The sequence below is a fragment of the Providencia sp. R33 genome, from assembly GCF_019343475.1.
Lineage (GTDB): Bacteria > Pseudomonadota > Gammaproteobacteria > Enterobacterales > Enterobacteriaceae > Providencia.
This window is the reverse complement of sequence record NZ_CP072453.1, coordinates 511,538-534,884: the sequence shown is the minus strand read 5'-3', so window position 1 is coordinate 534,884 and position 23,347 is coordinate 511,538. Positions and strand designations below refer to the sequence as shown.

General features: G+C 43.3%; 17 protein-coding genes. 5 read left to right on the top strand and 12 right to left on the bottom strand.

What is annotated here, in order from left to right:
- Window position 1: 1 nt before the first annotated feature.
- The 12 genes from mraY to leuO form a co-directional block, all read right to left on the bottom strand.
- Window positions 2-1,084 (bottom strand): phospho-N-acetylmuramoyl-pentapeptide-transferase, encoded by a 1,083-nt coding sequence (mraY, locus tag J6836_RS02430; RefSeq protein ID WP_219246512.1) that lies wholly within the window; start codon window positions 1,082-1,084, stop codon window positions 2-4.
- A complete protein-coding gene (gene murF / locus J6836_RS02425) occupies window positions 1,078-2,442 on the bottom strand; it encodes a UDP-N-acetylmuramoyl-tripeptide--D-alanyl-D-alanine ligase (protein WP_219246509.1) in 1,365 nt (454 codons plus the stop codon). Before murF ends, mraY begins: the two co-directional genes overlap by 7 nt.
- Complete coding sequence (gene murE / locus J6836_RS02420; protein ID WP_219246507.1) at window positions 2,439-3,926, bottom strand: UDP-N-acetylmuramoyl-L-alanyl-D-glutamate--2,6-diaminopimelate ligase; 1,488 nt, start codon at window positions 3,924-3,926, stop codon at window positions 2,439-2,441. Before murE ends, murF begins: the two co-directional genes overlap by 4 nt.
- A complete protein-coding gene (gene ftsI / locus J6836_RS02415; protein WP_219246506.1) occupies window positions 3,913-5,679 on the bottom strand; it encodes a peptidoglycan glycosyltransferase FtsI in 1,767 nt (588 codons plus the stop codon). The genes murE and ftsI overlap by 14 nt, the downstream gene beginning before the upstream one ends.
- An 11-nt stretch (window positions 5,680-5,690) precedes the next feature.
- Entirely contained in the window at window positions 5,691-6,011 is a 321-nt protein-coding gene (gene ftsL, locus J6836_RS02410; protein ID WP_219246504.1) for a cell division protein FtsL, read from the bottom strand.
- Window positions 6,011-6,964: a 16S rRNA (cytosine(1402)-N(4))-methyltransferase RsmH gene (rsmH, locus tag J6836_RS02405; RefSeq protein ID WP_219246503.1), complete on the bottom strand. Its 954-nt coding sequence runs from the start codon at window positions 6,962-6,964 to the stop codon at window positions 6,011-6,013. Before rsmH ends, ftsL begins: the two co-directional genes overlap by 1 nt.
- 2 nt (window positions 6,965-6,966) lie before the next feature.
- Entirely contained in the window at window positions 6,967-7,425 is a 459-nt protein-coding gene (gene mraZ / locus J6836_RS02400) for a division/cell wall cluster transcriptional repressor MraZ (protein WP_206082708.1), read from the bottom strand.
- Window positions 7,426-8,122: 697 nt separating this feature from the next.
- Window positions 8,123-9,133: a catabolite repressor/activator gene (gene cra / locus J6836_RS02395; protein ID WP_219246501.1), complete on the bottom strand. Its 1,011-nt coding sequence runs from the start codon at window positions 9,131-9,133 to the stop codon at window positions 8,123-8,125.
- An 84-nt stretch (window positions 9,134-9,217) separates the two neighbouring features.
- On the bottom strand, window positions 9,218-9,709 hold the full coding sequence (gene ilvN, locus J6836_RS02390; RefSeq protein WP_206082710.1) for an acetolactate synthase small subunit: 492 nt from the start codon (window positions 9,707-9,709) through the stop codon (window positions 9,218-9,220).
- A 2-nt stretch (window positions 9,710-9,711) separates the two neighbouring features.
- Window positions 9,712-11,439, bottom strand: coding sequence for an acetolactate synthase 3 large subunit (gene ilvI / locus J6836_RS02385; RefSeq protein ID WP_219246499.1), 1,728 nt, complete (start codon window positions 11,437-11,439; stop codon window positions 9,712-9,714).
- Window positions 11,440-11,800: 361 nt separating this feature from the next.
- A complete protein-coding gene (locus J6836_RS02380) occupies window positions 11,801-13,633 on the bottom strand; it encodes an AMP-dependent synthetase/ligase (RefSeq protein ID WP_219246498.1) in 1,833 nt (610 codons plus the stop codon).
- A gap of 255 nt (window positions 13,634-13,888) precedes the next feature.
- Window positions 13,889-14,857, bottom strand: a complete 969-nt coding sequence (gene leuO, locus J6836_RS02375) for a transcriptional regulator LeuO (protein WP_219246497.1) — start codon at window positions 14,855-14,857, stop codon at window positions 13,889-13,891.
- 910 nt (window positions 14,858-15,767) lie between these two features.
- Between leuO and leuA the strand changes: the two genes are divergently transcribed.
- From leuA to sgrR, 5 genes are all read left to right on the top strand, one after another.
- Window positions 15,768-17,345: a 2-isopropylmalate synthase gene (gene leuA / locus J6836_RS02370; protein WP_219246496.1), complete on the top strand. Its 1,578-nt coding sequence runs from the start codon at window positions 15,768-15,770 to the stop codon at window positions 17,343-17,345.
- 2 nt (window positions 17,346-17,347) lie between these two features.
- Window positions 17,348-18,436 carry a 3-isopropylmalate dehydrogenase gene (gene leuB / locus J6836_RS02365; protein WP_219246495.1) on the top strand — a complete coding sequence of 363 codons (1,089 nt, stop codon included), beginning with the start codon at window positions 17,348-17,350 and terminating at the stop codon, window positions 18,434-18,436.
- Window positions 18,437-18,438: 2 nt separating this feature from the next.
- Window positions 18,439-19,842: a 3-isopropylmalate dehydratase large subunit gene (gene leuC, locus J6836_RS02360; protein ID WP_219246494.1), complete on the top strand. Its 1,404-nt coding sequence runs from the start codon at window positions 18,439-18,441 to the stop codon at window positions 19,840-19,842.
- Window positions 19,843-19,853: 11 nt separating this feature from the next.
- Window positions 19,854-20,456, top strand: coding sequence for a 3-isopropylmalate dehydratase small subunit (gene leuD, locus J6836_RS02355; protein ID WP_219246493.1), 603 nt, complete (start codon window positions 19,854-19,856; stop codon window positions 20,454-20,456).
- A 667-nt stretch (window positions 20,457-21,123) separates the two neighbouring features.
- Window positions 21,124-22,803 (top strand): HTH-type transcriptional regulator SgrR, encoded by a 1,680-nt coding sequence (sgrR, locus tag J6836_RS02350; protein ID WP_219246491.1) that lies wholly within the window; start codon window positions 21,124-21,126, stop codon window positions 22,801-22,803.
- Window positions 22,804-23,347: the final 544 nt, after the last annotated feature.

Below are 23,347 nucleotides of genomic sequence, written 5' to 3'. Positions count from 1 at the left end.
ATTAACGCACCTTCAACGTTGCCAGCCCAATCAGCACTAGCATCAAGGAAATAATCCAGAAACGCACGATAACACGAGGTTCTGGCCAGCCTTTCAATTCATAATGGTGGTGAATTGGTGCCATGCGGAAGATCCGTTGACCACGTAATTTAAACGAACCAACCTGCAAAATAACGGACAAGGTTTCAACTACAAATACCCCGCCCATAATCACTAATAAGAACTCTTGGCGCAGTAAAACAGCGATAGTCCCCAATGCACCACCAAGCGCCAGTGACCCCACATCACCCATGAAAACTTGAGCTGGGTAAGTGTTAAACCACAGAAAACCTAAACCTGCCCCGACAATGGCGGTACAGACAATCACTAATTCACCTGCGTGCGGTAAGAATGGAATATGCAAGTAGCTCGCAAAATTCACGTTACCAGTCGCCCACGCCACTAACGCAAAACCTGCCGCAACAAATACGGTTGGCATGATAGCTAAACCATCAAGACCATCGGTTAAGTTGACAGCATTACTGGTACCGACAATGACAAAATAGGTCAGTAAAATGTATAACATGCCCAGTTGAGGCATCACATCTTTGAAAAATGGCACTACCAGTTGGGTCGCTGGCGTGTCTTTCCCAATCGTATACATGGAAAATGCCACCACTAACGCGATAACGGACTGCCAGAAATATTTCCAGCGAGCGATTAAGCCACGCGTGTCTTTTCTCACCACTTTGCGGTAATCGTCCACAAAGCCCACGATACCATAGCCGATTAACACCAGCAGTACGCACCAAACGTAAGGGTTATCTAAGCGCGCCCACAGTAAGACAGACACGGTGATTGAAAACAGAATTAATAAGCCGCCCATGGTTGGCGTGCCACGCTTACTAAAGTGTGACTCAGGGCCTTCGCTACGGACGACTTGACCAATCTGCATTTTTTGCAGGTAAGCAATCAGGTGCGGTCCCATCCATAAGGCAATCGCAAGTGCAGTCAGCAAACCGACAATGGCCCTGAACGTCAGGTATGAAAAGACGTTCAAGACGGAAAACTTATGGACCAACATTTCGGCAAGCCAGACTAACATTCGAAGCACTCCTTCAATGCATTCACGACATCTTCCATCTCGGAGCTGCGTGAACCTTTAACTAAAATGGAAACAACATCATTCTGCTGTGCTAGCGGAATTAGTCGGGTTAATAAATCGCTTTTCACCGTAAAGTGCTCGCCACACTCACTAAATTCGCTGATCAACTCGCTCAGTTGGCCAACGCTGAATACTTTATCTAAGCCCGCCTGCTTAGCTGCAAGGCCAACACGTTGATGGCACTCTTCAGCGTAGTCGCCCAGCTCGCCCATATCACCGACAACTAAAACGCGGTAACCCGGCATTTTTTCCAGTACGTGAATGGCGGCAATCATGGAGCCATCATTGGCATTGTAAGTGTCGTCTAATACCACTTTGTGTTCTGCTAAGCGAACAGGGAACAAACGTCCCGGCACGGCTTTGGTATTTGCCAAGCCATTCTTGATATCTTCGAGGCTTGCGCCGACCGAAATGGCTAATGCACTCGCCGCTAATACGTTGGCAATATTATGCACACCGGGCAGTGGTAACGTGATATCAACGCGCCCAACGGGGGTATGCAACACAAAATCCGTCGTTAATTGGTTGATTTGAATATCGGTCGGGTAGAAATCGGCTTTAGGCTGTTGCGTTAAAGAGTAATACCACACGGTTTGGCGCGGTTGGAATTGCCATTTTTCACTGTAGCTATCCAAGTTGACAATCGCCGTCCCTTCTTCTGGGATACCTTGGTAAATCTCGCCTTTGGCTTTCGCGACGCCTTCAGGTGAACCAAACCCCGCTAAGTGTGCGCCAAATAAATTGTTCACTAATGCAGTTTCAGGCTTCACAATATTGGTGGTATAGGCGATTTCATTTGGGTGATTAGCACCCATTTCAATCACAGCAAAATCATGCTCTGGCGTTAAGCGAAACAGTGTTAACGGCACGCCGATATCGTTGTTTAAGTTGCCTGCGGTATACAAAGTCTTACCACGCTCTGCCAAAATAGAGGCGGTCATTTCTTTTACAGAGGTTTTACCCGATGAGCCGGTTAAACCGACAATGCGAGCACTCACTTGCTGGCGAACCCACGCTGCCAGTTGCCCCATCGCAATACGGGTGTCGTCTACAACCACTTGCGGACAATTTACGGTCAGTTTACGGTCAACTAATAATGCTTTTGCGCCGTCGGCCACCACTTGCTCAGCAAAATCATGAGCATCAAAACGTTCGCCTTTAAGGGCGATAAACAGGCATTTCTCGCCAATTTTACGGCTATCTGTGCTCACGTTTTCAAGCACTAATTCGCTGTTAGGTGCAGACTCAATCTGCCCTGAGGTGATTTTTGCGAGCTGCGCGAGGGTTAATGAGATCATGCGATCACCCCCAATAAGCGCGCCACCGTTAAGCGGTCTGAGTAATCTAATTTGCGATTACCAATAATTTGATAGTCTTCGTGCCCTTTACCTGCAAGGACAATGACATCATCGGGGGAGGCTTGCAAAATCGTATTGGTGACCGCTTCTGGGCGACCCGGAATGGCTAATGCGCGGCTTGAATCTAATAAACCCGCCATGATGTCGTTGATAATATCAATCGGGTCTTCGCTGCGTGGGTTATCGTCAGTGATCACGATTTTGTCTGCCCACTCTTCCGCAGCGGCACCCATAAGTGGGCGCTTACCTTTGTCGCGGTCGCCACCACAGCCAAATACGCACCAAAGTTGCCCTTTACAATGTAAACGAGCCGCCGCAAGGGCTTTTTCTAATGCGTCAGGTGTATGTGCATAGTCGACAACAACAGTTGGTTTGTTCGGTGCGCTGAAGACTTCCATTCGACCACAAACTGGGGAAAGGGAAGAGGTTGACGATAATAATTGCTCGAGTGGGTAATCCATCATTAACAATGTCGCCATCGCAACTAATAAATTACTGACGTTGAACGCCCCCATCAATGGGCTTTCAAATGCGCCTTTACCCCACGAAGAGTCAAAATGAATGGTTGCGCCCTTGTCGTGGTATTCCACTTCAGAGGCCTTTAACCATGGGCCTTGCCAGTTGGCGGGGATACGGTTTTCCATCGTCACAGCGCACGCTTGTGGTAAGCGCTGTAACCATTTCAGCCCAACGTCATCATCTGCATTAATAATTTGATTTTTGGTTTGATGTGTCGAGAACAATAGCCATTTAGCCGCTTCGTAATTTTCCATATCACCATGGTAATCAAGGTGATCACGGCTTAGATTGGTGAACACAGCGGCTTCGAATTGCAATGCTGCCACGCGCCCTTGCACTAAACCGTGGGAAGACACTTCCATCGCGGTCAACGTGGCTTTTTTATTTAACAGTTGCGTGAGTTCAAGCTGGATGTCTACCGCCGAGCCCGTGGTGTTTTCTGTCGGTGAAACTTGCCCTAACAGGCCATTTCCAACCGTACCCATCACAGCGCTTGTCTCGCCAAGGCCTTGCGCCCACTGCGCAATCAGTTGAGTTGTTGTCGTTTTACCGTTTGTTCCCGTCACGCCCACTAATTTCATTTTGGCTGAAGGCTGGTCATAAAACTCACCTGCCAGTGCCGATAAACGGTTGTTTAAGTCATTGAGATAAATCACTGGCACGCCATGAACAAAGCGAGTTTCACCTTCTTCCGCTTCACCTTGTGCTTCAGCGATCACCGCACCAACCCCTTGAGCAATCGCTTGAGGAATATAGTGCCGACCATCCGACTGATGGCCTTTTATAGCAATAAACAGATCACCCGCGGCAGCCTTTCGGCTGTCTAGCGTCATCTCACGCAGTGAGATAGGAGTTGTGCTTACACCAAATGGCGCAAGGAGATCACAAAGATTACGATCTGCCACTTTTAACCTCTTTTTGACTGTTCACAATTTCATTTTTATCGTTAGGCTGTAATGCATCTGGCTCAATATTCATCAGTCGTAAGACACCGCCCATAATTGAGCCAAACACGGGAGCAGAAACTGCCCCTCCGTAGTATTTACCACCGCTCGGCTCGTTAATCAGGACAACAAGCGCATAACGTGGGTTACTGGCTGGCGCAACACCCGCTGCATAAGCAAGGTATTTATCAACATAGCGCCCTTCAGGACCGACTTTTTTCGCAGTCCCGGTTTTAATTGCAATTCGGTAACCTTTAATTGCTGCACGTGCACCACCACCACCGGGCAGTGCCACGCTTTCCATCATATGCACCACCGTACGCATAATTGGCTCTGGGAAAACACGCGTTCCCGGCACTGGTGGGTCAACTTTTGTGATAGACAGCGGTCTGTAGATACCAAAACTACCGATTGTCGCGTAGGCTCGCGCTAATTGTAACGGTGTTACCATTTGCCCGTAGCCAAAAGAAAAGGTGGCCCTATCTAAATCAGACCACCGTGTTTTTTTACTTGGAAAGATGCCACTACTTTCCCCGACTAACCCCAGATTAGTCGGCTTGCCAAACCCAAAGCGGCTATACACATCCACCAACTCTGTGGCAGGCATCGCTAACGCCAGTTTAGAAACACCTACGTTACTCGACTTCTGTAAAATCCCAGTAATAGTTAGCTCCGCGTAACGTGCAACGTCTTTAATTTCATGGCCGCTGATACGATATGGATAGGTATTAATCACTGAGTTTTCTTTGATAATTTTGTTGTGCAACGCGCTCATGACCACCATCGGTTTCACCGTTGAGCCCGGTTCAAAAATATCGGTAATTGCACGGTTACGCATAGCGTCCATTGCGGTGCCAGCAAGGTTATTTGGGTTATACGATGGGCTATTTGCCATCGCCAAAATTTCCCCTGTGTGCACATCCACTAAAATCGCCACGCCTGATTCTGCTTTGTTTTCTTGCACACCACGCGTTAGTTCACGATACACAATCGATTGAATACGCTCATCGATGCTCAACGTTAAGTTATGCGCCGCTTGGCTATCGACAGACGAAATGGTTTCGATCACTCGGCCATTGCGGTCTTTACGAACAGTACGCTCTCCTGGTGAACCTTTTAACCAACGGTCAAAACTCTTTTCAACGCCTTCAATGCCTTCGCCATCAATGTTTGTCACACCTAATAAATGCGCGGTTACAGGGCCTGAAGGGTAATAACGGCGGGATTCTTTACGTAGATAAATCCCCGGGATTTTTAATTTTTTAACGTAGTCACCGATAGACGGGTTAACTTGACGCGCTAAATACACAAAACGGCCACGTGGATTGGCCGATATTTTGTTGGTAATTTGTTCGAGTGGAATTTCGAGTGCGTCTGCAAGGGCTTTCCAGTGCTCATCATTGCTAATCCCGCCTTTCTCAAACACTTCTTTCGGATCCGCCCAAATCGCGTTGACGGGGACACTAACCGCAAGCTGCCGACCTTCACGGTCGCTAATCATACCGCGTGCCGTTGCAACTTCTTGAACACGCAAAGAACGCAAATCGCCCTCTTTAACTAGTTTTTCAGGGGCGATAATTTGTAAGTAGGCGACGCGGGTTAATAACCCTGCTAGCGCGATGACAATACACCCGCACAGCAAAATAAAGCGCCAGCGGACAAAGCTGGTACTTTCTTCTTGTTTCTTATTTTTTGCTGTTTTTGGTGCTTTCATTGGGAACCTTTTTATTGCTGAGAAACAATAATTTTTTCTTGTGATGGCTCAACTTGAACCATCTGTAATTTATCAACGGATAAACGCTCAATACGGCTATGGCTTGCTAAGGCATTTTCCTCGAGGATCAGATTGCGCCATTCAATATCCAGCGAATCTTTCTCTTCGTACAATTTGTCTTTGGCTGCGGTTAATAAGCGCGTTTCGTGCGCCGTTGTCACCACAAACACTGCGCTAATGATAATTGCAGCAAATAAAATCAAAGGAACGATGCCGTAGCGAAATAAATCACGTCCAATCACGCGGGCTAGGCTGTGCCTTTCAGGAACCATTATTGCGTCGCCTTTTCTGCAAAACGCAGCACCGAACTGCGTGCGCGTGGGTTTTCGTCAATTTCGTTATCCGATGGCTTCATTTTGCCTAAATCACGTAACTGCGCTGCACCTAATGCTTTAATTTGCGTTTCCGTCAGTGGGATCCCAGCAGGTACACTTGGCCCTTTACTGTTTTTACGGATAAATTGTTTAACTAATCTATCCTCCAAAGAGTGGAAACTGATCACGGATAAACGCCCTTCTGGTGCCAAAACACCCATCGCACCGTTTAACGCTTGCTCAATCTCTTCCAGCTCGCTATTGATGTAGATGCGAATAGCCTGAAAGCTGCGAGTTGCTGGATGTTTATGTCGGTCTTTCATCGGGCTAACTTTAGAAATCAACTCAGCCAGATGGCGCGTACGAGTTAATGGCTCTTCTTCTGGGTTATGATTGCGCTCCACAATCGCCCTTGCAATACGCTTCGAAAAACGCTCTTCACCAAAGGTTTTAAGTACCCATGCAATGTCATCAGCCTCTGCATTCATCAACCATTGCTGCGCTGATTGCCCTTTCGTTGGGTCCATACGCATATCTAATGGCCCGTCACGCATAAATGAAAACCCTCTTTCTGGGTCATCTAGCTGCGGTGAAGACACGCCTAAATCCAATAAAACACCGTCAATTTGCCCCACCAGCCCTTCTTCTTCCACGTATTGTGCAATCTCTGAGAATGGGCCGTGCTTAATCATAAAACGCGGGTCATCAATCGCTTCGGCGGCTTTAATCGCTTCTGGGTCACGGTCGATAGCGATTAAACGCCCATGTTCACCCAATTGGCTTAAAATTAAGCGAGAATGCCCACCACGACCAAAAGTACCGTCGATGTAAATACCATTTGGTTTAATATTCAAGCCATTAACGGCTTCATCCAATAATACGGTTACGTGCTTAAATTGCTGTTGCGTCATTGTTATAGTGACAAATCCTGTAAGCGGGCTGAGAGTGGTTCAGTGGTGAGGCGCTCCGCAGCGATATCATTTTCCACTTGTTTGTACCAAGTTTGCTCATCCCAAAGTTCAAATTTATTAATCTGGCCAACCAGCATGACCTCTTTGGTTAGCCCTGCGTGTTGGCGCAATGTATTGGCTAACAAAAGACGTCCTGCATTATCCATTTGGCATTCACTAGCATGACCCAGTAAAAGCCGTTGTACACGTCGTTCTGCTTCGTTCATGGTGGATAAGCGAGACAGTTTTTCCTCAATGATTTCCCATTCAGGCAGGGTATAAAGCAGCAGGCACGGCTGGTGAAGGTCAATGGTACAAACCATTTGCCCTTTCGCTTCCTCGGTCAGCATTCCTCGATAACGAGTAGGCACGGTTAGCCGCCCTTTGCTGTCGAGATTAACCAGTGTTGCCCCACGAAACATACCCGATTAAACCCCTTTTATTTCCTAGTCACCCACTTTACCCCACAATTCTCCACATATAAAGTTTACGAATGGTATGAAAACCTTGTCAAGCCAGTCGCACCCAGCTTTAGGTTTATTTACAGAACAATTCAGAAAATAGAAGGATGGGTAAAATCTTACTTGGAAAGAAAACAAGAAATAACGAATTGATATAATTAGCTTATTTTATAAATTTCACACAAAATAGCAAAGTGGCTGTTTATTGCTGCAAAATCACACAAATAACGCTAAATCCAATCCCAATCTCATTTTTAATCAGTGTATTTCGTACCAATTCTTTACTTTTAATCTGATCTTAAAACAGTGTTAATATGCCTAAAAGATAAAAACACCTCTCTAGCAAAATAAAATCGTTATATTTCAGCAAACTAAACAACTGTTTTAATAAACAGTATTAAAATAACAAAAAAAGTGGCCAAGCCAATAAAACCACCTGCAAAAACCTTTTTTATTTTTATTTTTATCGCATTTAGCTTTTGTTACAAAATAAATAAATAATCAGCTAGGATAATTCCTAAAGTTAAATATTTACTTATTTTTAACCGATAAAAAAAAGACCCCTACATTGTAGGGGCCCTTATATTACTCATAATCGTGATCAACATCACTCATTATTGAGAAGCTTTACACTGATCGCCCAAAGTTAAGGCAATTTTTATTGCTTACGACCTAAGCTTCCGCGACGACATAAATCACGACGAATACGAGTGATACCTGTATCGGGTTTTTGCTTCTCATCAAGGCTCGCTAATACCAGCTCAAGAATGCGCTCTGCGATATCACGGTGACGCTGTGCCAGTGACAACACAGGGCAACCGAGGAAATCCAATAATTCGTTATCCCCAAAGGTCGCTATCACCATATGCTCTGGCAAACGACCACTGCGTTTGAGAGCCACATCCAGTACGCCTTGAAGTAAGGAGAAGGAGGTTGTAAATAACGCATCTGGCATCTCATTACCACTATCAAGCCAATTCGCAAATACGTCTGCGGCAGAATCACGCTCGTAGCTATTTGCGTACAAATAGTCAACTTCACGTGTGTCACCGTTCCACGCTTTACGAAACCCCTGCTCACGTAAATAGCTGACCGACAGTTCAGGTAATGCCCCTAAGTACAAGACCGATTCAGCTTTGAACTTGCGTAACTCTGCTGAAATCATGAAAGCATCTTCTTGGTCATCCCCTACAACACTAATAAAGTGCTCTTTTTCAAGGGCTCTATCCAGTGCAATAATAGGGAGTGAACGGTTTGCCCAACGCTGATAAAAAGGATGCTCCGGTGGGAGTGCAGTCGACACAATAATGGCATCAACTTGGCGCTGCAAAAGGTGTTCAACGCAACGAATTTCGTTGTCTGGTTGGTCCTCAGAGCACGCGATTAACAATTGGTAGCCGCGTTGACGTGCCTGTCTTTCTAAATAATTAGCTATACGTGTATAGCTGGTATTTTCCAGATCAGGGATCACCAACCCAATGGAACGGGTGCGCCCAGCACGTAAGCCCGCAGCAACTGCATTTGGATGGTAATTGTGCTCTCTGACGACTGCCATCACTTTTTCAACAGTTTTATCGCTGACTCGATACTGCTTGGCCTTGCCGTTGATCACATAACTAGCCGTTGTGCGGGAAACACCCGCTAGACGGGCTATTTCATCCAGTTTCACGTTAACCTCTTTTTAATTTCGGGAACAGCCTCGAGTCATTCGAGGCCTTATATCCGAGTATTCTACCTTTGGAAGATAAATTTTTCATCGCATAATTTTGTCACCACGCGAAACACCGACGATACCTGAGCGCACAACTTCAACAATTTCAGCAACACCACGTACTGATTCGATGAAAGCATCCAGTTTATCGCTTGTTCCTGCGAGCTGAACGGTATAAAGCGTTGGAGTGACATCAACGATTTGCCCACGGAAAATATCCGCACAGCGTTTCACTTCGTCACGCCCATAACCTGAAGCTTGCAGCTTCACTAACATGATCTCACGTTCAATATGTGCTGAAGCCGTCAGCTCACTCACACGCAGAACATCCACCAACTTGTGCAGTTGTTTCTCAATTTGCTCAAGAACTTTTGCATCACCCTTGGTTTGGATAGTCATACGTGACAATGTTGGGTCATCAGTGGGCGCAACCGTCAAACTTTCAATATTATAACCGCGCTGAGAGAACAGACCTATGACACGGGACAAAGCACCTGATTCATTTTCTAATAAAACGGATAAAATACGACGCATGATCAGGTCCTCTCTGTTTTGCTCAACCACATTTCGTCCATTGCTCCACCACGGATTTGCATTGGGTAAACGTGTTCGGTTTCATCAATATTGATATCAACAAATACTAGGCGTTGGTTTTCATTCACCTCAACAAGCGCTTGCTTGAGTTTTTCTTCAAGTTCATCAGGAGAAGCAATCGAAATCCCAACATGGCCATATGCCTGCGCTAATTTAATAAAATCAGGGAGTGACTGCATATAGGATTGAGAATGGCGGCCTTGATAAATCATATCTTGCCACTGTTTCACCATGCCTAAGAAGCCATTATTGAGATTCAGAACTAAGACAGGCAAGCCGTATTGCAATGCAGTTGATAGCTCTTGGATATTCATTTGAATACTGCCATCACCCGTTACGCAAACCACCGTTGAGTTTGGATGGGCTAATTTCACCCCTAATGCGGCTGGCAAACCAAAACCCATCGTGCCAAGGCCACCTGAATTTATCCAATGTCTTGGTTTATCAAACGGATAATACAATGCAGCAAACATTTGATGCTGACCGACATCGGAAGTCACATATGCCTCACCATTTGTTAAACGATAAATCATTTCAATGGCTTGCTGAGGTTTGACTTTAGTTTGATTGGTTTCATAACGTAGGCACTGTTTTGTGCGCCACTCTTCAATATCTTTCCACCAATCTTTTAATGCATTTTCATCTTGTTTCGATGAAACTTGGTCTAGCTGCCCTAACATTTGTTTTAACGTCGATTTTGCATCACCAACGATTGGAATATCTGCATTTACCGTTTTTGAAATTGAAGTTGGGTCAACGTCAATTTGGATCACTGTCGCATTCGGGCAATATTTTTCTAAATTGTTGGTTGTGCGGTCGTCAAAACGGACACCCACTGCAAAAATCACATCTGAATTATGCATGACTTTATTTGCTTCATAAGTCCCATGCATACCTAACATGCCGACGGATTGCTTATGAGTTTCAGGAAAAGCCCCTAAACCCATCAAAGTGGATACCACTGGCAGTTTTAATGCTTCTGCTAATTCAATGATTTCCGCTGAGCAATTAGCGTTAATCGCACCGCCACCAATATAAAAAACGGGTTTTTTCGCCGCAACTAATTTAGAAAGTGCTTTTTTGATCTGCCCTTTGTGCCCTTGAAGTGTCGGGTTGTACGAACGTAAAGAAACGGACTCGGGGTAATGATACGGAAATTTAAGTGCAGGATTCACCGTATCTTTTGGAAAATCGATCACAACGGGGCCTGGACGACCACTCGCTGCAATATAGAAGGCTTTTTTAATGGTTTCTGGGATTTCTTCGGCGCTTTTAATTAAAAAACTGTGCTTCACTATCGGGCGTGATATTCCCACCATGTCACATTCTTGGAACGCATCATTACCAATTAAAGAGCTAGCAACCTGCCCTGATAGCACCACCATCGGCACAGAGTCCATATAAGCGGTTGCAATGCCGGTAATTGCATTGGTTGCTCCAGGGCCTGAAGTGACGAGAACGACGCCAACATCCCCTGTTGAGCGTGCATAGCCATCGGCCATATGCACTGCGGCTTGTTCATGACGCACCAAAATATGTTCCACACCACCAACAGTATGAAGCGCATCATAAATATCTAATACTGCACCGCCTGGATACCCAAACACGTGCTTTACTCCTTGGTCAATCAATGACTTGACGACCATTTCAGCTCCCGACAACTTCTCCATGAGTTTGCCCCCAGACATTATTTGCAAGTTAAGAGGTATCAATTACCCCTTTATTTTTATCATTTAAACAGGTTAATGCGTGCTATTAACATATCTCTCTGGCTGAAACGAAGCAAACATCATTTCAGCACAAAAATAGCGGTATTTTCAGATTATCTTGAACATTTGTCGTTCACAGAGGGAATAACTGCATATAGAAAAAATGGAAGAAATATTGACTATTTTCCAGTCAACTGGCGACTTGAAATATTTTGCATTGCCAGTCAGTAATGAAGAAGAAAAAAGAAAGAATATGGGTGAAATGAATATAGTTATCAGGCTCACCTATCAAAATAGATAAGCCTGATAATAAAACGTTTAATTACTCTTTATACATAGATTCAATTTCTAATTGATAGCGCTCAGAAATAATTTTACGACGTAGTTTCAAGGTTGGGGTTAATTCCCCTTTTTCCATTGAAAAAGTTGTTGGTAACAAGGTAAAACGTTTAACTTGATGAAAATTCTCTATGTTTTTTTGCAGTTCTTTTAAACGAGCTTCAAAAAGCGCCACAATATTAGAGTCTTTCAGTAACTCAAGGCGATCACGATATTTTAAGTTAATCGAATGTGCATATTCTTCTAGGCTGTCATAACACGGCACTATCAGTGCAGAAACAAACTTACGTGTATCGGCAATGACGGCAATATGCTCAATAAATTTATCTTGGCCTAGCACCCCTTCAATCATTTGAGGTGCGATATACTTACCGTTAGACGTTTTCATTAAATCTTTCAGTCTATCCGTAATATATAAATTGCCTTGCGCATCAATTTTCCCTGCATCACCCGTTTTTAACCAGCCATCAGAGGTAAACGTATCTAAGGTTTCATTTGGGCGATTGTAGTAACCTTTCATCACAACAGGGCCCTTTACTTGGATTTCATCATCTTTACCAATACGCACTTCAACCGAAGATAATGGTGTACCAATCGAACCTAGAGGATATTTGCCCTCTTCCCAACATGAAACCGTCGCGCACGTTTCTGACATACCATAGCCGTATTTAATATCCACACCTGCGGATAAGAAAAAGGCAATAACATCATCGTCTAAACGCGCCCCAGCAGCAGGCATAAATCGAATACGGCCACCTAACCCCTCACGAATTTTACTTAAAACCAGTTTATCCGCTAATGGGAAGATAGCGCGATTGATTAATGATGGTGCGCCGCCTTTTGAAAGCGCTTTAATACGACGCTTACCAAGGGAAATCGCTATTTTAAACAGCATTCTGCGTGCCCACGGTGCTTTCGATACTTTACTTTGCACCGCGCTATAGACTTTTTCATAGAAACGCGGCACTGCACACATCACGGTTGGTTTCACATCCGCCAGTGCTTCTCGCACTAAATTCGTATCTGTCAAATAGACATTGAGTGCCCCTACGTGCATGACATAGAAACTCCAAGCACGTTCAAAGACATGGGAAAGCGGTAAGAAACTTAACGAAATATCCTCTTCCGTTAGTTGTAATCGCTCATCATGCAGGTACAACTGAGCGGCCATGTTGTAATAATCCAACATTACGCCTTTTGGCTCACCCGTGGTACCTGATGTATAGATAATCGTAAATAAATCACTGAGATTATGGGCTGCAATGCGTGCATCCAGCTCCATTTGGTATTCAGGTTGTGCTTGTGCCATAAAAGTGGATAAATACAGAGTTGGCACTGAGTTATCAATCAGTTCAACGCCTTCATCTATAACAACAATCATTTTTAATTGAGGGCAAAGCGCAGGTAATTGGCATGCAACGTCATATTGCATTTGTTCACCGACAAACAACACTTTAATGTTGGCATCGTTAATAATATAAGCGGCTTGTTCAACACTACTAGTTGCATAAAGTGGAACCGTCACCGCTCTGATCTGTAATGATGCTAAGTCAATCAGTGACCAATTCATGCTGTTGTGGGCAAATAACCCGATATTTTCTTGTGTTGAAACTTCTAATGCTAAAAGGTGACGAGAAATCGCAGACGTGCGTTCCCCCACCTCATTCCATGTTAATGAGCTTTGTTGCCCATTGTTCCATTGACTGAAAGCTATCCGACTCGCTGATTCGTTCGCATTGATTCTGCTACGTAAGCGATTTACTAAATGGTATGGATATAGATTTTCAGTAATCAAAGTTAATTCCCTATAGGTCATTATTGATATAAGTCACTCGGTATCTTCACAAGAACTTAACCATTCTACTATTTCAGCTTACAACTGTTAGCTGAATATCGGCAGTGTATCGACTAATAACGTAGGAGGAAAGTTTTTATATGTAAATTTTCTGCAAATGTTATGTTCGCTGCAAAACTCACCATAGCGCTCACTACAATGAGTTAATTAACTTGTCTTGGAGCCATGAATCTTGTAGTTCAGGCTCCATTTTGCGAATTTATCTTTAAAACGTGATTAAGCCGCGACAGCTTGGTCCAAGAGTTCCGTAATCATTTGGCTAAATTGCGATTTCATCCATTGATGGCCTTTATCCCTTGCTGTCGATTCATGCCATGTTAGGTAACAAGGGCGAGATTGGCTTTCCAAAGGCAACGATAAAGTCCGTAATTTCAGTTGTCCTTTATAATGTTCAACGAGCCATTTAGGGGCAATTGCCACTAAATCAGTTTGTGCAACGATATTTAATACACTACTGAGATCAGTTCCTTGATAGCTAATTGTATGAGACAGTTCCGTATTATAATAGTAAGGCTTACTGAATGAACCTATATTATCCATTGACATAATCGCATGACGTTCATTCATTAAATCATGTTCAGAAATAGAATTAACAATGCGTGGATGATTATTCGCTGTAACCAAAACCAAATCATCATTAAATAAAACCTGATGTTGATACTCAGGTTTTTCGAATTGGTTATACCCGATAAAGAAGTCTATTTCCTGATATTTTAATTGATGTGCAATGTTATTATCCAAAAATGAATGAATAAATACATTAATATTAGGTGAAGCCATTTTAAACTTCGCAACGATCATTGCAGCTAGACGAATATCTAAAGGAGAACAGATTGATAAATTAAATACGCGATCGCTATCTTGTGGGTCAAAACCAGCCCCTGGTAACTCATTATGCACTAATTGCAACGCCTGTCTTACTGGCCCAAATAGCTGTTTCGCCCGAGAAGTAGGCTGGATCCCACGACCGTAACGCACAAATAATTCGTCATTAAACATTGATTTCAGACGTGAAACCGCATTACTCACTGCGGGTTGAGACATTCCCAACACTTGCGCGGCTTTAGTGACATTTTGCATCTGCATAACCACATCAAAAACAGTTAATAAGTTTAAATCAACATTACGTAGGTGAATATCGCTGCTTTCTTTTTTACCTGTTGAAATCGTATCAAAATCAGTCATTTTTTACTCCACTAAATATATTTATCATTTTTCATTAACGAAAAGACGTATTCACCGTTAAAATTCCGACGAATATATAAAATCGTTAAATATTATTTCTGAAACAACTTATAGATAGTAAGCTATTTCGCTTTCCCTGCATTTATTAAAACGACGTTTCTATTACTTTACTCATTAATTATGATTCACAGAATAGATATCATTATAAAACGCAAATATTCACCAAAGTAATGAGTGATATTTTTATATTAAGATCACAATTACTCTCAGTAAAAATAATAAAGCAATTTCCCGAAGAAATCATAATAAATCGCATTTGGATTCTGTAAATATTCTCATTATCAGATTAATTTTTACTTATTCATTTATTAGATAACTAAGTTAATCAGTAGCCATTGATTTTAGTGATTAATTTTACTTGTTTTATCTTTTCTGAAAATCATGGAGCAAAAAAAAACAAAAAGGTAGCTATAAAACAATAAGTTACATAAATAAAAGCAACAGTGAAATTCACCAAAAGAATTTTACCCTGAATTTCCAATTCAAATATAGGCAAAAACATCACTGAAATTAGTAAAAACAGTCACATTCCCTAACTCAACTCCGTAATTCACAATTGGTAAAAAACAGTCAGAAATCCATGATTGACATTAACTTTAAGATCACGTATCTATAAATACAGTTGATTTAGAAACCTATGAGAGACAGTTTAAATGACATTTTCTATCCGCCTACTAAGCCTACTACTACTCGCATTAAATTTGCGCGGTATGCTTATGGACGAAAAATAGAAAGACACTGTCCACAAACATTAAGAACCCGCGCAACCCGCGGGTTTTTTTATGCCTGCGGCTTTGGAAGAACATAAAACTCAATTTATTAAAACAAAATTCGATATGAGGAACACAATATGAGCAACCAAGTCATTATTTTCGATACCACATTACGTGATGGCGAGCAGGCATTGCAGGCCAGTTTATCAGTCAAAGAAAAATTACAAATCGCTTTTGCGTTAGAACGTTTAGGTGTTGATATCATTGAGGCAGGTTTCCCTGTTTCCTCCCCTGGCGACTTTGAATCTGTACAAACTATCGCACGTGAAATTAAAAATAGCCGCATCTGCGCATTAGCTCGTTGCGTCGAAAATGATATCGACGTTGCAGCAGAATCATTAAAAATCGCTGAAGCTTTCCGTATTCATATCTTTTTAGCCACCTCCAATTTGCATATGGAGAAAAAATTAAATAAATCGTTTGATGGTGTAATGGATATGGCTATCAATTCAATCAAACGTGCCCGCCGCTACACCGATGACGTTGAGTTTTCTTGTGAAGATGCAGGCCGTACTGACCCAGATAATTTATGTCGTATCGTTGAAACTGCGATTAATGCAGGGGCAACAACCATTAATATTCCAGATACTGTTGGTTATACCACTCCTTACCAGTTTGGTGGAATTATTACGGATTTATATAACCGCGTCCCAAATATTGATAAAGCAATTATTTCTGTCCATTGCCACGATGACTTAGGCATGTCAGTTGCTAACTCCATCAGTGCTGTACAAGCGGGTGCACGCCAAGTGGAAGGAACTATCAACGGCTTAGGTGAACGAGCAGGAAATACCGCCTTAGAAGAAGTCATCATGGCGATTAAATTGCGCGAACAAATGTTAAATGTCCATACCAATATTAATCACAAAGAAATTTACCGTACCAGCCAATTAGTTAGCCAATTATGTAACACCCCAATTCCAGCCAATAAAGCCGTGGTGGGTAGCAATGCATTCTCCCACTCTTCCGGTATTCACCAAGACGGCGTGTTAAAAAACCGCGAAACTTACGAAATCATGACCCCTGAGTCGATTGGTTTAAAAGCAGAGAAATTAAATTTAACCTCGCGTTCTGGTCGCGCTGCCGTGAAGCACCGTATGGAAGAAATGGGCTATCACGAAGGCAAAGATTTCAAATTGGACGAGTTGTATACCGCATTTTTGAATTTAGCGGATAAAAAAGGTCAAGTGTTTGATTATGATTTAGAAGCCTTGGCTTTCTTTACTAAGCAACAAGATGAAACCGACCACTTTGTGATGGATTATTTCAGCACACAATCTGGTTCAAGCATTGTGGCAACCGCGACAGTCAAAATGCAGTGCGGAGATGAAGTGAAATCTGAAGCTGCAACGGGTAATGGCCCTGTTGATGCTATCTACCAAGCCTTTAGCAACATTACCAACTACCCAATGAAATTAGTTTCTTACCAGTTATCTGCCAAAGGCCATGGCGAAAATGCATTAGGCCAAGTGGATATCGTGGTGGAATGCCATAACCGTAAGTTCCACGGTATGGGCTTAGCGACAGATATCGTTGAATCTTCAGCAAAAGCGATGGTTCACGTGTTAAACAGCATTTGGCGTTCAGAACAAGTCGAAATCGAAAAACAAAAAATAAACCAAGAATCACAATCAAACACAAAGGAAGCAGTGTAACCATGTCTAGTTATCAAATTGCCGTATTACCGGGAGATGGCATCGGCCCAGAAGTGATGGCACAAGCACACAAAGTCTTGGATGCAGTAAGCAAACGCTTTGCCATTACGATTAACACTAAAGAATACGATGTTGGCGGTGCGGCCATCGATAATCACGGCGAGCCACTGCCGCAAGCAACGGTAAAAGGTTGTGAAGAAGCCGACGCGGTGTTGTTCGGCTCAGTTGGTGGCCCAAAATGGGAACATTTACCACCAGATAGCCAACCCGAGCGTGGTGCCTTATTACCATTACGTAAGCATTTTAAATTATTCAGTAATTTACGCCCTGCACGTTTATACCAAGCATTAGAGGCATTTTGCCCATTACGTGCAGACATTGCTGCGCAAGGTTTTGATATTTTGTGTGTTCGTGAGTTAACTGGCGGTATTTATTTCGGCCAACCGAAAGGGCGCAAAGGCGAAGGCAGTGAAGAATACGCCTTTGATACGGATGTGTATCACCGTTACGAAATCGAGCGCATTGCACGCATCGCCTTTGAGTCTGCCCGTAAACGTACCCATAAAGTGACTTCAATCGATAAAGCGAATGTCTTGCAAAGCTCTGTATTATGGCGCGAAGTTGTGAATCAAATCGCCAAAGAATACCCAGATGTTGAAGTTAATCATATGTATATCGATAACGCTGCGATGCAAATGATCAAAGCGCCTTCTCAGTTTGATGTGGTTTTATGCTCTAACTTATTCGGTGACATTATTTCCGATGAGTGCGCGATGATCACCGGTTCAATGGGCATGTTGCCTTCGGCGAGCTTAAATGCAGATGGTTTTGGCTTATATGAACCTGCGGGCGGCTCTGCCCCCGATATCGCGGGTAAAAATATTGCGAACCCAATCGCACAAATTTTATCAGCGTCAATGTTATTACGCTTTAGCTTGAACCAAACCGATGCCGCGGATGCGATTGAACGCGCGGTAAATAAAGCGTTAGAAGATGGCCACAGAACATCCGATTTAGCGGGTGCGGGCAAATCAATCAGTACCAGTGAAATGGGCGATATTATTGCTCGTTATATTGCACAAGGGGTTTAATCATGGCTAAGACTTTATATCAAAAATTATATGATGCTCACGTAGTGCGTGAAGTCGAAAATGAAATCCCTTTGATTTATATCGACCGCCATTTGGTGCACGAAGTGACTTCACCACAAGCGTTTGATGGATTAAGAACTAAAAACCGTCCATTACACCAACCAAGCAAAACCTTTGCAACGATGGACCACAACGTATCCACGCAAACCAAAGATATCAATGCTTGCGGCGATATGGCACGTATTCAAATGCAAGAGTTGATGAAAAACTGCAAAGAGTTTGGTGTCACTCTGTACGACTTGAACCACCCATACCAAGGGATTGTTCACGTTATGGGTCCAGAGCAAGGGATCACCTTACCAGGTATGACAATTGTGTGCGGGGATTCACATACCGCGACCCACGGTGCTTTCGGTGCGTTGGCTTTTGGTATCGGGACATCCGAAGTTGAGCATGTCATGGCGACGCAAACGCTGAAGCAAGCTCGCGCAAAAACGATGAAAATTGAAGTGGTTGGTACAGCACCTGCTGGGATCACAGCAAAAGATATTGTTTTGGCTATCATTGGTACCACTGGCAGTGCAGGCGGTACAGGCTATATCGTCGAATTCTGCGGTGAAGCTATCGAAAACCTGAGTATGGAAGGCCGTATGACCGTGTGTAACATGGCCATCGAGTTGGGCGCAAAAGCCGGGATTATCGCCCCAGATGAGACCACCTTTAATTACATGAAAGGCCGCCAATTTGCACCAAAAGGCCAACAATGGGATGACGCCGTTGCTTATTGGAAAACCTTAAAAACCGATGACGATGCCAAATTCGATAAAATCATCACCATTCAAGCAAGCAGTATTGCGCCACAAGTGACTTGGGGAACTAACCCGGGGCAAGTGATTGCAATCAACCAACCTATCCCTGCACCAGAATCTTTTGCAGATCCCGTTGAGCGCGCTTCTGCTGAAAAAGCGTTAGCTTATATGGGATTAGAGTCAGGCATTAAGTTATCTGATGTTAAAATCGACAAAGTGTTTATCGGTTCATGCACGAACTCACGTATTGAAGATTTACGTGCCGCCGCAGCAATTGCCAAAGGTAAAAAAGTGGCAAATGGCGTACAAGCTATCGTGGTTCCGGGTTCAGGCCCTGTCAAAGCACAAGCAGAGCAGGAAGGCTTGGATAAAATATTTATCGATGCGGGCTTTGAATGGCGTTTACCGGGTTGCTCTATGTGCTTAGCGATGAACAATGACCGTTTAAACCCAGGTGAGCGCTGCGCTTCCACCAGTAACCGTAACTTCGAAGGTCGCCAAGGCCGCGCAGGTCGCACCCACTTAGTCAGCCCAGCCATGGCAGCCGCAGCAGCAATTAATGGCCATTTTGCTGACGTTCGCGATATTCAGATTTAAAGGAGATAAAAATGGAAAAGTTAATCACCCATGTGGGCATTGTTGCTCCTTTAGACGCCGCGAATGTGGACACTGACGCGATTATTCCAAAGCAATTTTTGCAGAAAGTGACTCGCACAGGTTTTGGCCAGCATTTATTCAATGATTGGCGTTTTTTAGATGAAAATGGCCAGCAACCTAACCCTGATTTCGTGCTGAACAAACCTGTTTTCAAAGGCGCGAGTATTTTATTAGCTCGTGAAAACTTTGGCTGTGGCTCATCCCGTGAGCATGCTCCATGGGCATTGACAGATTTTGGCATTCAAGTGGTTATCGCCCCAAGTTTCGCTGATATTTTTTACGGTAACTCATTCAATAACCAGCTGTTACCCATCAAATTAAGCGAGCAGGAAGTGGATGAGATGTTTAACTACGTTAACAGCCACGAGGGTTGCCAATTCACTGTTGATTTAGAAGCTCAAACCGTGACCGCTGGTGATAAAACCTATCATTTTGAGATTGATAGCTTCCGTCGCCATTGCATGATGAATGGGTTAGATAGCATTGGCCTGACGTTACAACACGTCGACCAAATCAAGGGTTATGAGCAGCAGATCCCGACCTTTATGAACTAAGATACTCGTCATATTTCACATGGCGTGGGTGTTAGCATCGCTCGGCTACTCGGGTCACATACTTATGTATGCTCCCCGAGATATCCTTACTTGCTGCCTACACGCCATATGAACTATATAGAGTATCTCCGTTTTCAAATTTTCACGCTCTCAAATGCGGAACTCTTCATTTTTTACACTTTCCCCCTCAAAGATCACTTCCCCATTAGTTTCTTCCTGTATAATTATTTAAACGAAATGCCACGATTAACAATGAATGATTAACGATTTTTTCTAAATAGTTCGCGTTGTGGCAAGGCGGCAAAATGAAGATATCTCTAGGAGCATACTCCAGTGTGTGACGAAGGTGGCTGAGCGAAGCCAGCAACGCAATAACGATTAACGATTTTTTCTAAATAGTTCGCACTGTAGCTAGGCGGTGAGGGAAGGTATCTTGGGGAGCATACATCAGTATGTGACCCAAGTAACTGAACGAAACCAACAACGCTACAGTGTGAAATATGACGAAAAAAAAGCCGGTAAAAAACCGGCTTGGTGACAGACACCACTACTCTAAATGGGGGAGTCGGCCTGCAATTGCACGCCAAACGAGCTACTTACTGCCACCTATTATCCGCGGATATTAGGAAATTAAAATTGATGCAATTTTTGCCGGAGTTCCTCTTTTATGTCTAATACACGCTTACAAACACAGTTCGTTCGCCTCTGGCAACATTTTCAAGGGCAAGATAGCGAAACCACCTTGCAGGATATTGCCGACACCTTATTTTGTTCTCGCCGCCATGTGCGAACATTATTAAATAATATGCAGGGCCATGGTTGGCTCAGTTGGCAAGCGGAAGCGGGGCGTGGCAAGCGTTCTACACTTATTTTCCACGTGAATGGGTTAGAACTCCAACAAGCCCAAGCTGAGCAATTACTCAAAGAAGAGAGCATCGAAAAACTTGTCGCGTTAGTGGGAGACAAAGAAACCATCCGACAAATGGTGCTTTCTGAGCTAGAGCGCAGTTATCGGCAAGGGAAAAATCTATTACGCATCATTTATTACCGTGATTTTCCCAATTTATTACCCGGCGCGCCCATGCGCCGCTCTGAAATTCATTTGATGAGCCAAATTTTTAATGGCTTAACTCATATAAATGAGGAAAAAGGGGAAGTCGAAGATGGACTGGCTCACCACTGGCAAGCTATCAGTGACACACATTGGCGCTTTTATTTGCGCCCTGCTATCTATTTCCACCACGGACGGGAAATGCTTGCAGAAGATATTATTCACTCATTATTACGTTTAAAGCAGTGTTGGCCGTTATTTTCCCATATTCAGTCCGTCAGCACCCCACAACCTTATGTCGTTGATATTCAATTAAATCAACCCGATAAACAGCTACCTTGGTTATTAGGCAGCCACCATGCGGCTATTTTGCCTAAAGAGTGGGAGAGCTTAGACAACTTTAGCCGTTGCCCTATTGGTACAGGCCCTTACCAAGTTGACAAAAATTTGCCACAAAAGCTCACCATTGCCGCCTTTGACCGCTACTTTGGTTATCGCGCTCTGTTGGATGAAGTGACTATTTGGGTGGTACCTGAGCTTTCGGAACAAATGGTGTGCACCACTTTAAAAATGGATGGCGACAAACACCATAATGATTCGTTAGAAAGCCGCATGGAGGAAGGTTGCTATTTTTTACTGATGGATCAACGCTCTGAGCTATCCCAGCGGGAAGATGTACGTAAATGGCTATGCAGTTTTCTCACACCCGTGAATTTACTTGCCCATTGTGAACCATTCTATCAACGCCACTGGGCCCCAGCTTACGGCTTATTACTGCACTGGCACCACAGTAAAATGCTCACGTTATTTCCTAAACCAGAAGACCTTACTGAACTCACCGTGACGTTTTACCATAATCACCACGAATTCTACGCAATCAGCCAAATTATGAAGCGCGTTTTGCATCAGCAAGGGGTTGAGTTGAAAATTAATATTATTGGCTATGATGATTGGTTTAATGGTAATTCGCAAAGTGATATTTGGTTAGCTACGGCCAACTTCTTTAAGCCTCTTGAGTTTTCAATTTTCGCCACACTGTACGAAATGCCCCTCTTACGCCAATGTCTTGGAAACAACCTTGAGTTGCAATTAAACCAATGGCGAAATAACGCTTTCGACGTAGAAGCGTGGTGTGAAAGTTTAATTGACTCGCAAATTTTCCATCCGATATTTCATCATTGGTTAGAGTTACAAGGCCAGCGCACTATGCGTGGTGTCCGAATGAATACCTTTGGTTGGTTTGATTTTAAATCCGCATGGTTTAAGCCATCTGAGGATAACCTGCCTAATTTATGATAGTTATAAACAGCCAAAGTGAATAATAAGGATGTTATTCACTTTTTCTGTGGATATCTATGTGAACAACCCTATAGCAATCAGGGTATATCCCCAGAACCGTTTTTTATCAAAAATAATTAAAATCTAATAAACTTTGATAAATCAAAGAAATAAAGCCAGAAAAAACACGTTATCCACTGGTCAATTTTTTCGCTAAAAAGCTTAGGACTTCAACTGAGCAAATATCAAACAACGTCGTATTTATCCACAACCAATGTGTTTAACTTACGCATTTTTTGTGATGAATGTCATAAAACCTCATTCGTCAAGGCTGTAAATACACACAGTAATCACTGTTTTACACAGTTATCCAGAAAACCTGTGGATAACCTAGTGCATGATCCTGTGATTATCTTGGGATGAACGTGAATAACCCTAAAATCAACATTGAAGAACAGGGAATAAAAAACATTAAACAGTTAAATATCAAACAGTTAAAAATCCTCATAAAAAAGTGTTATACTCTTTTCGTTATGTGAATTATTTTTGATTGTTTTTTATA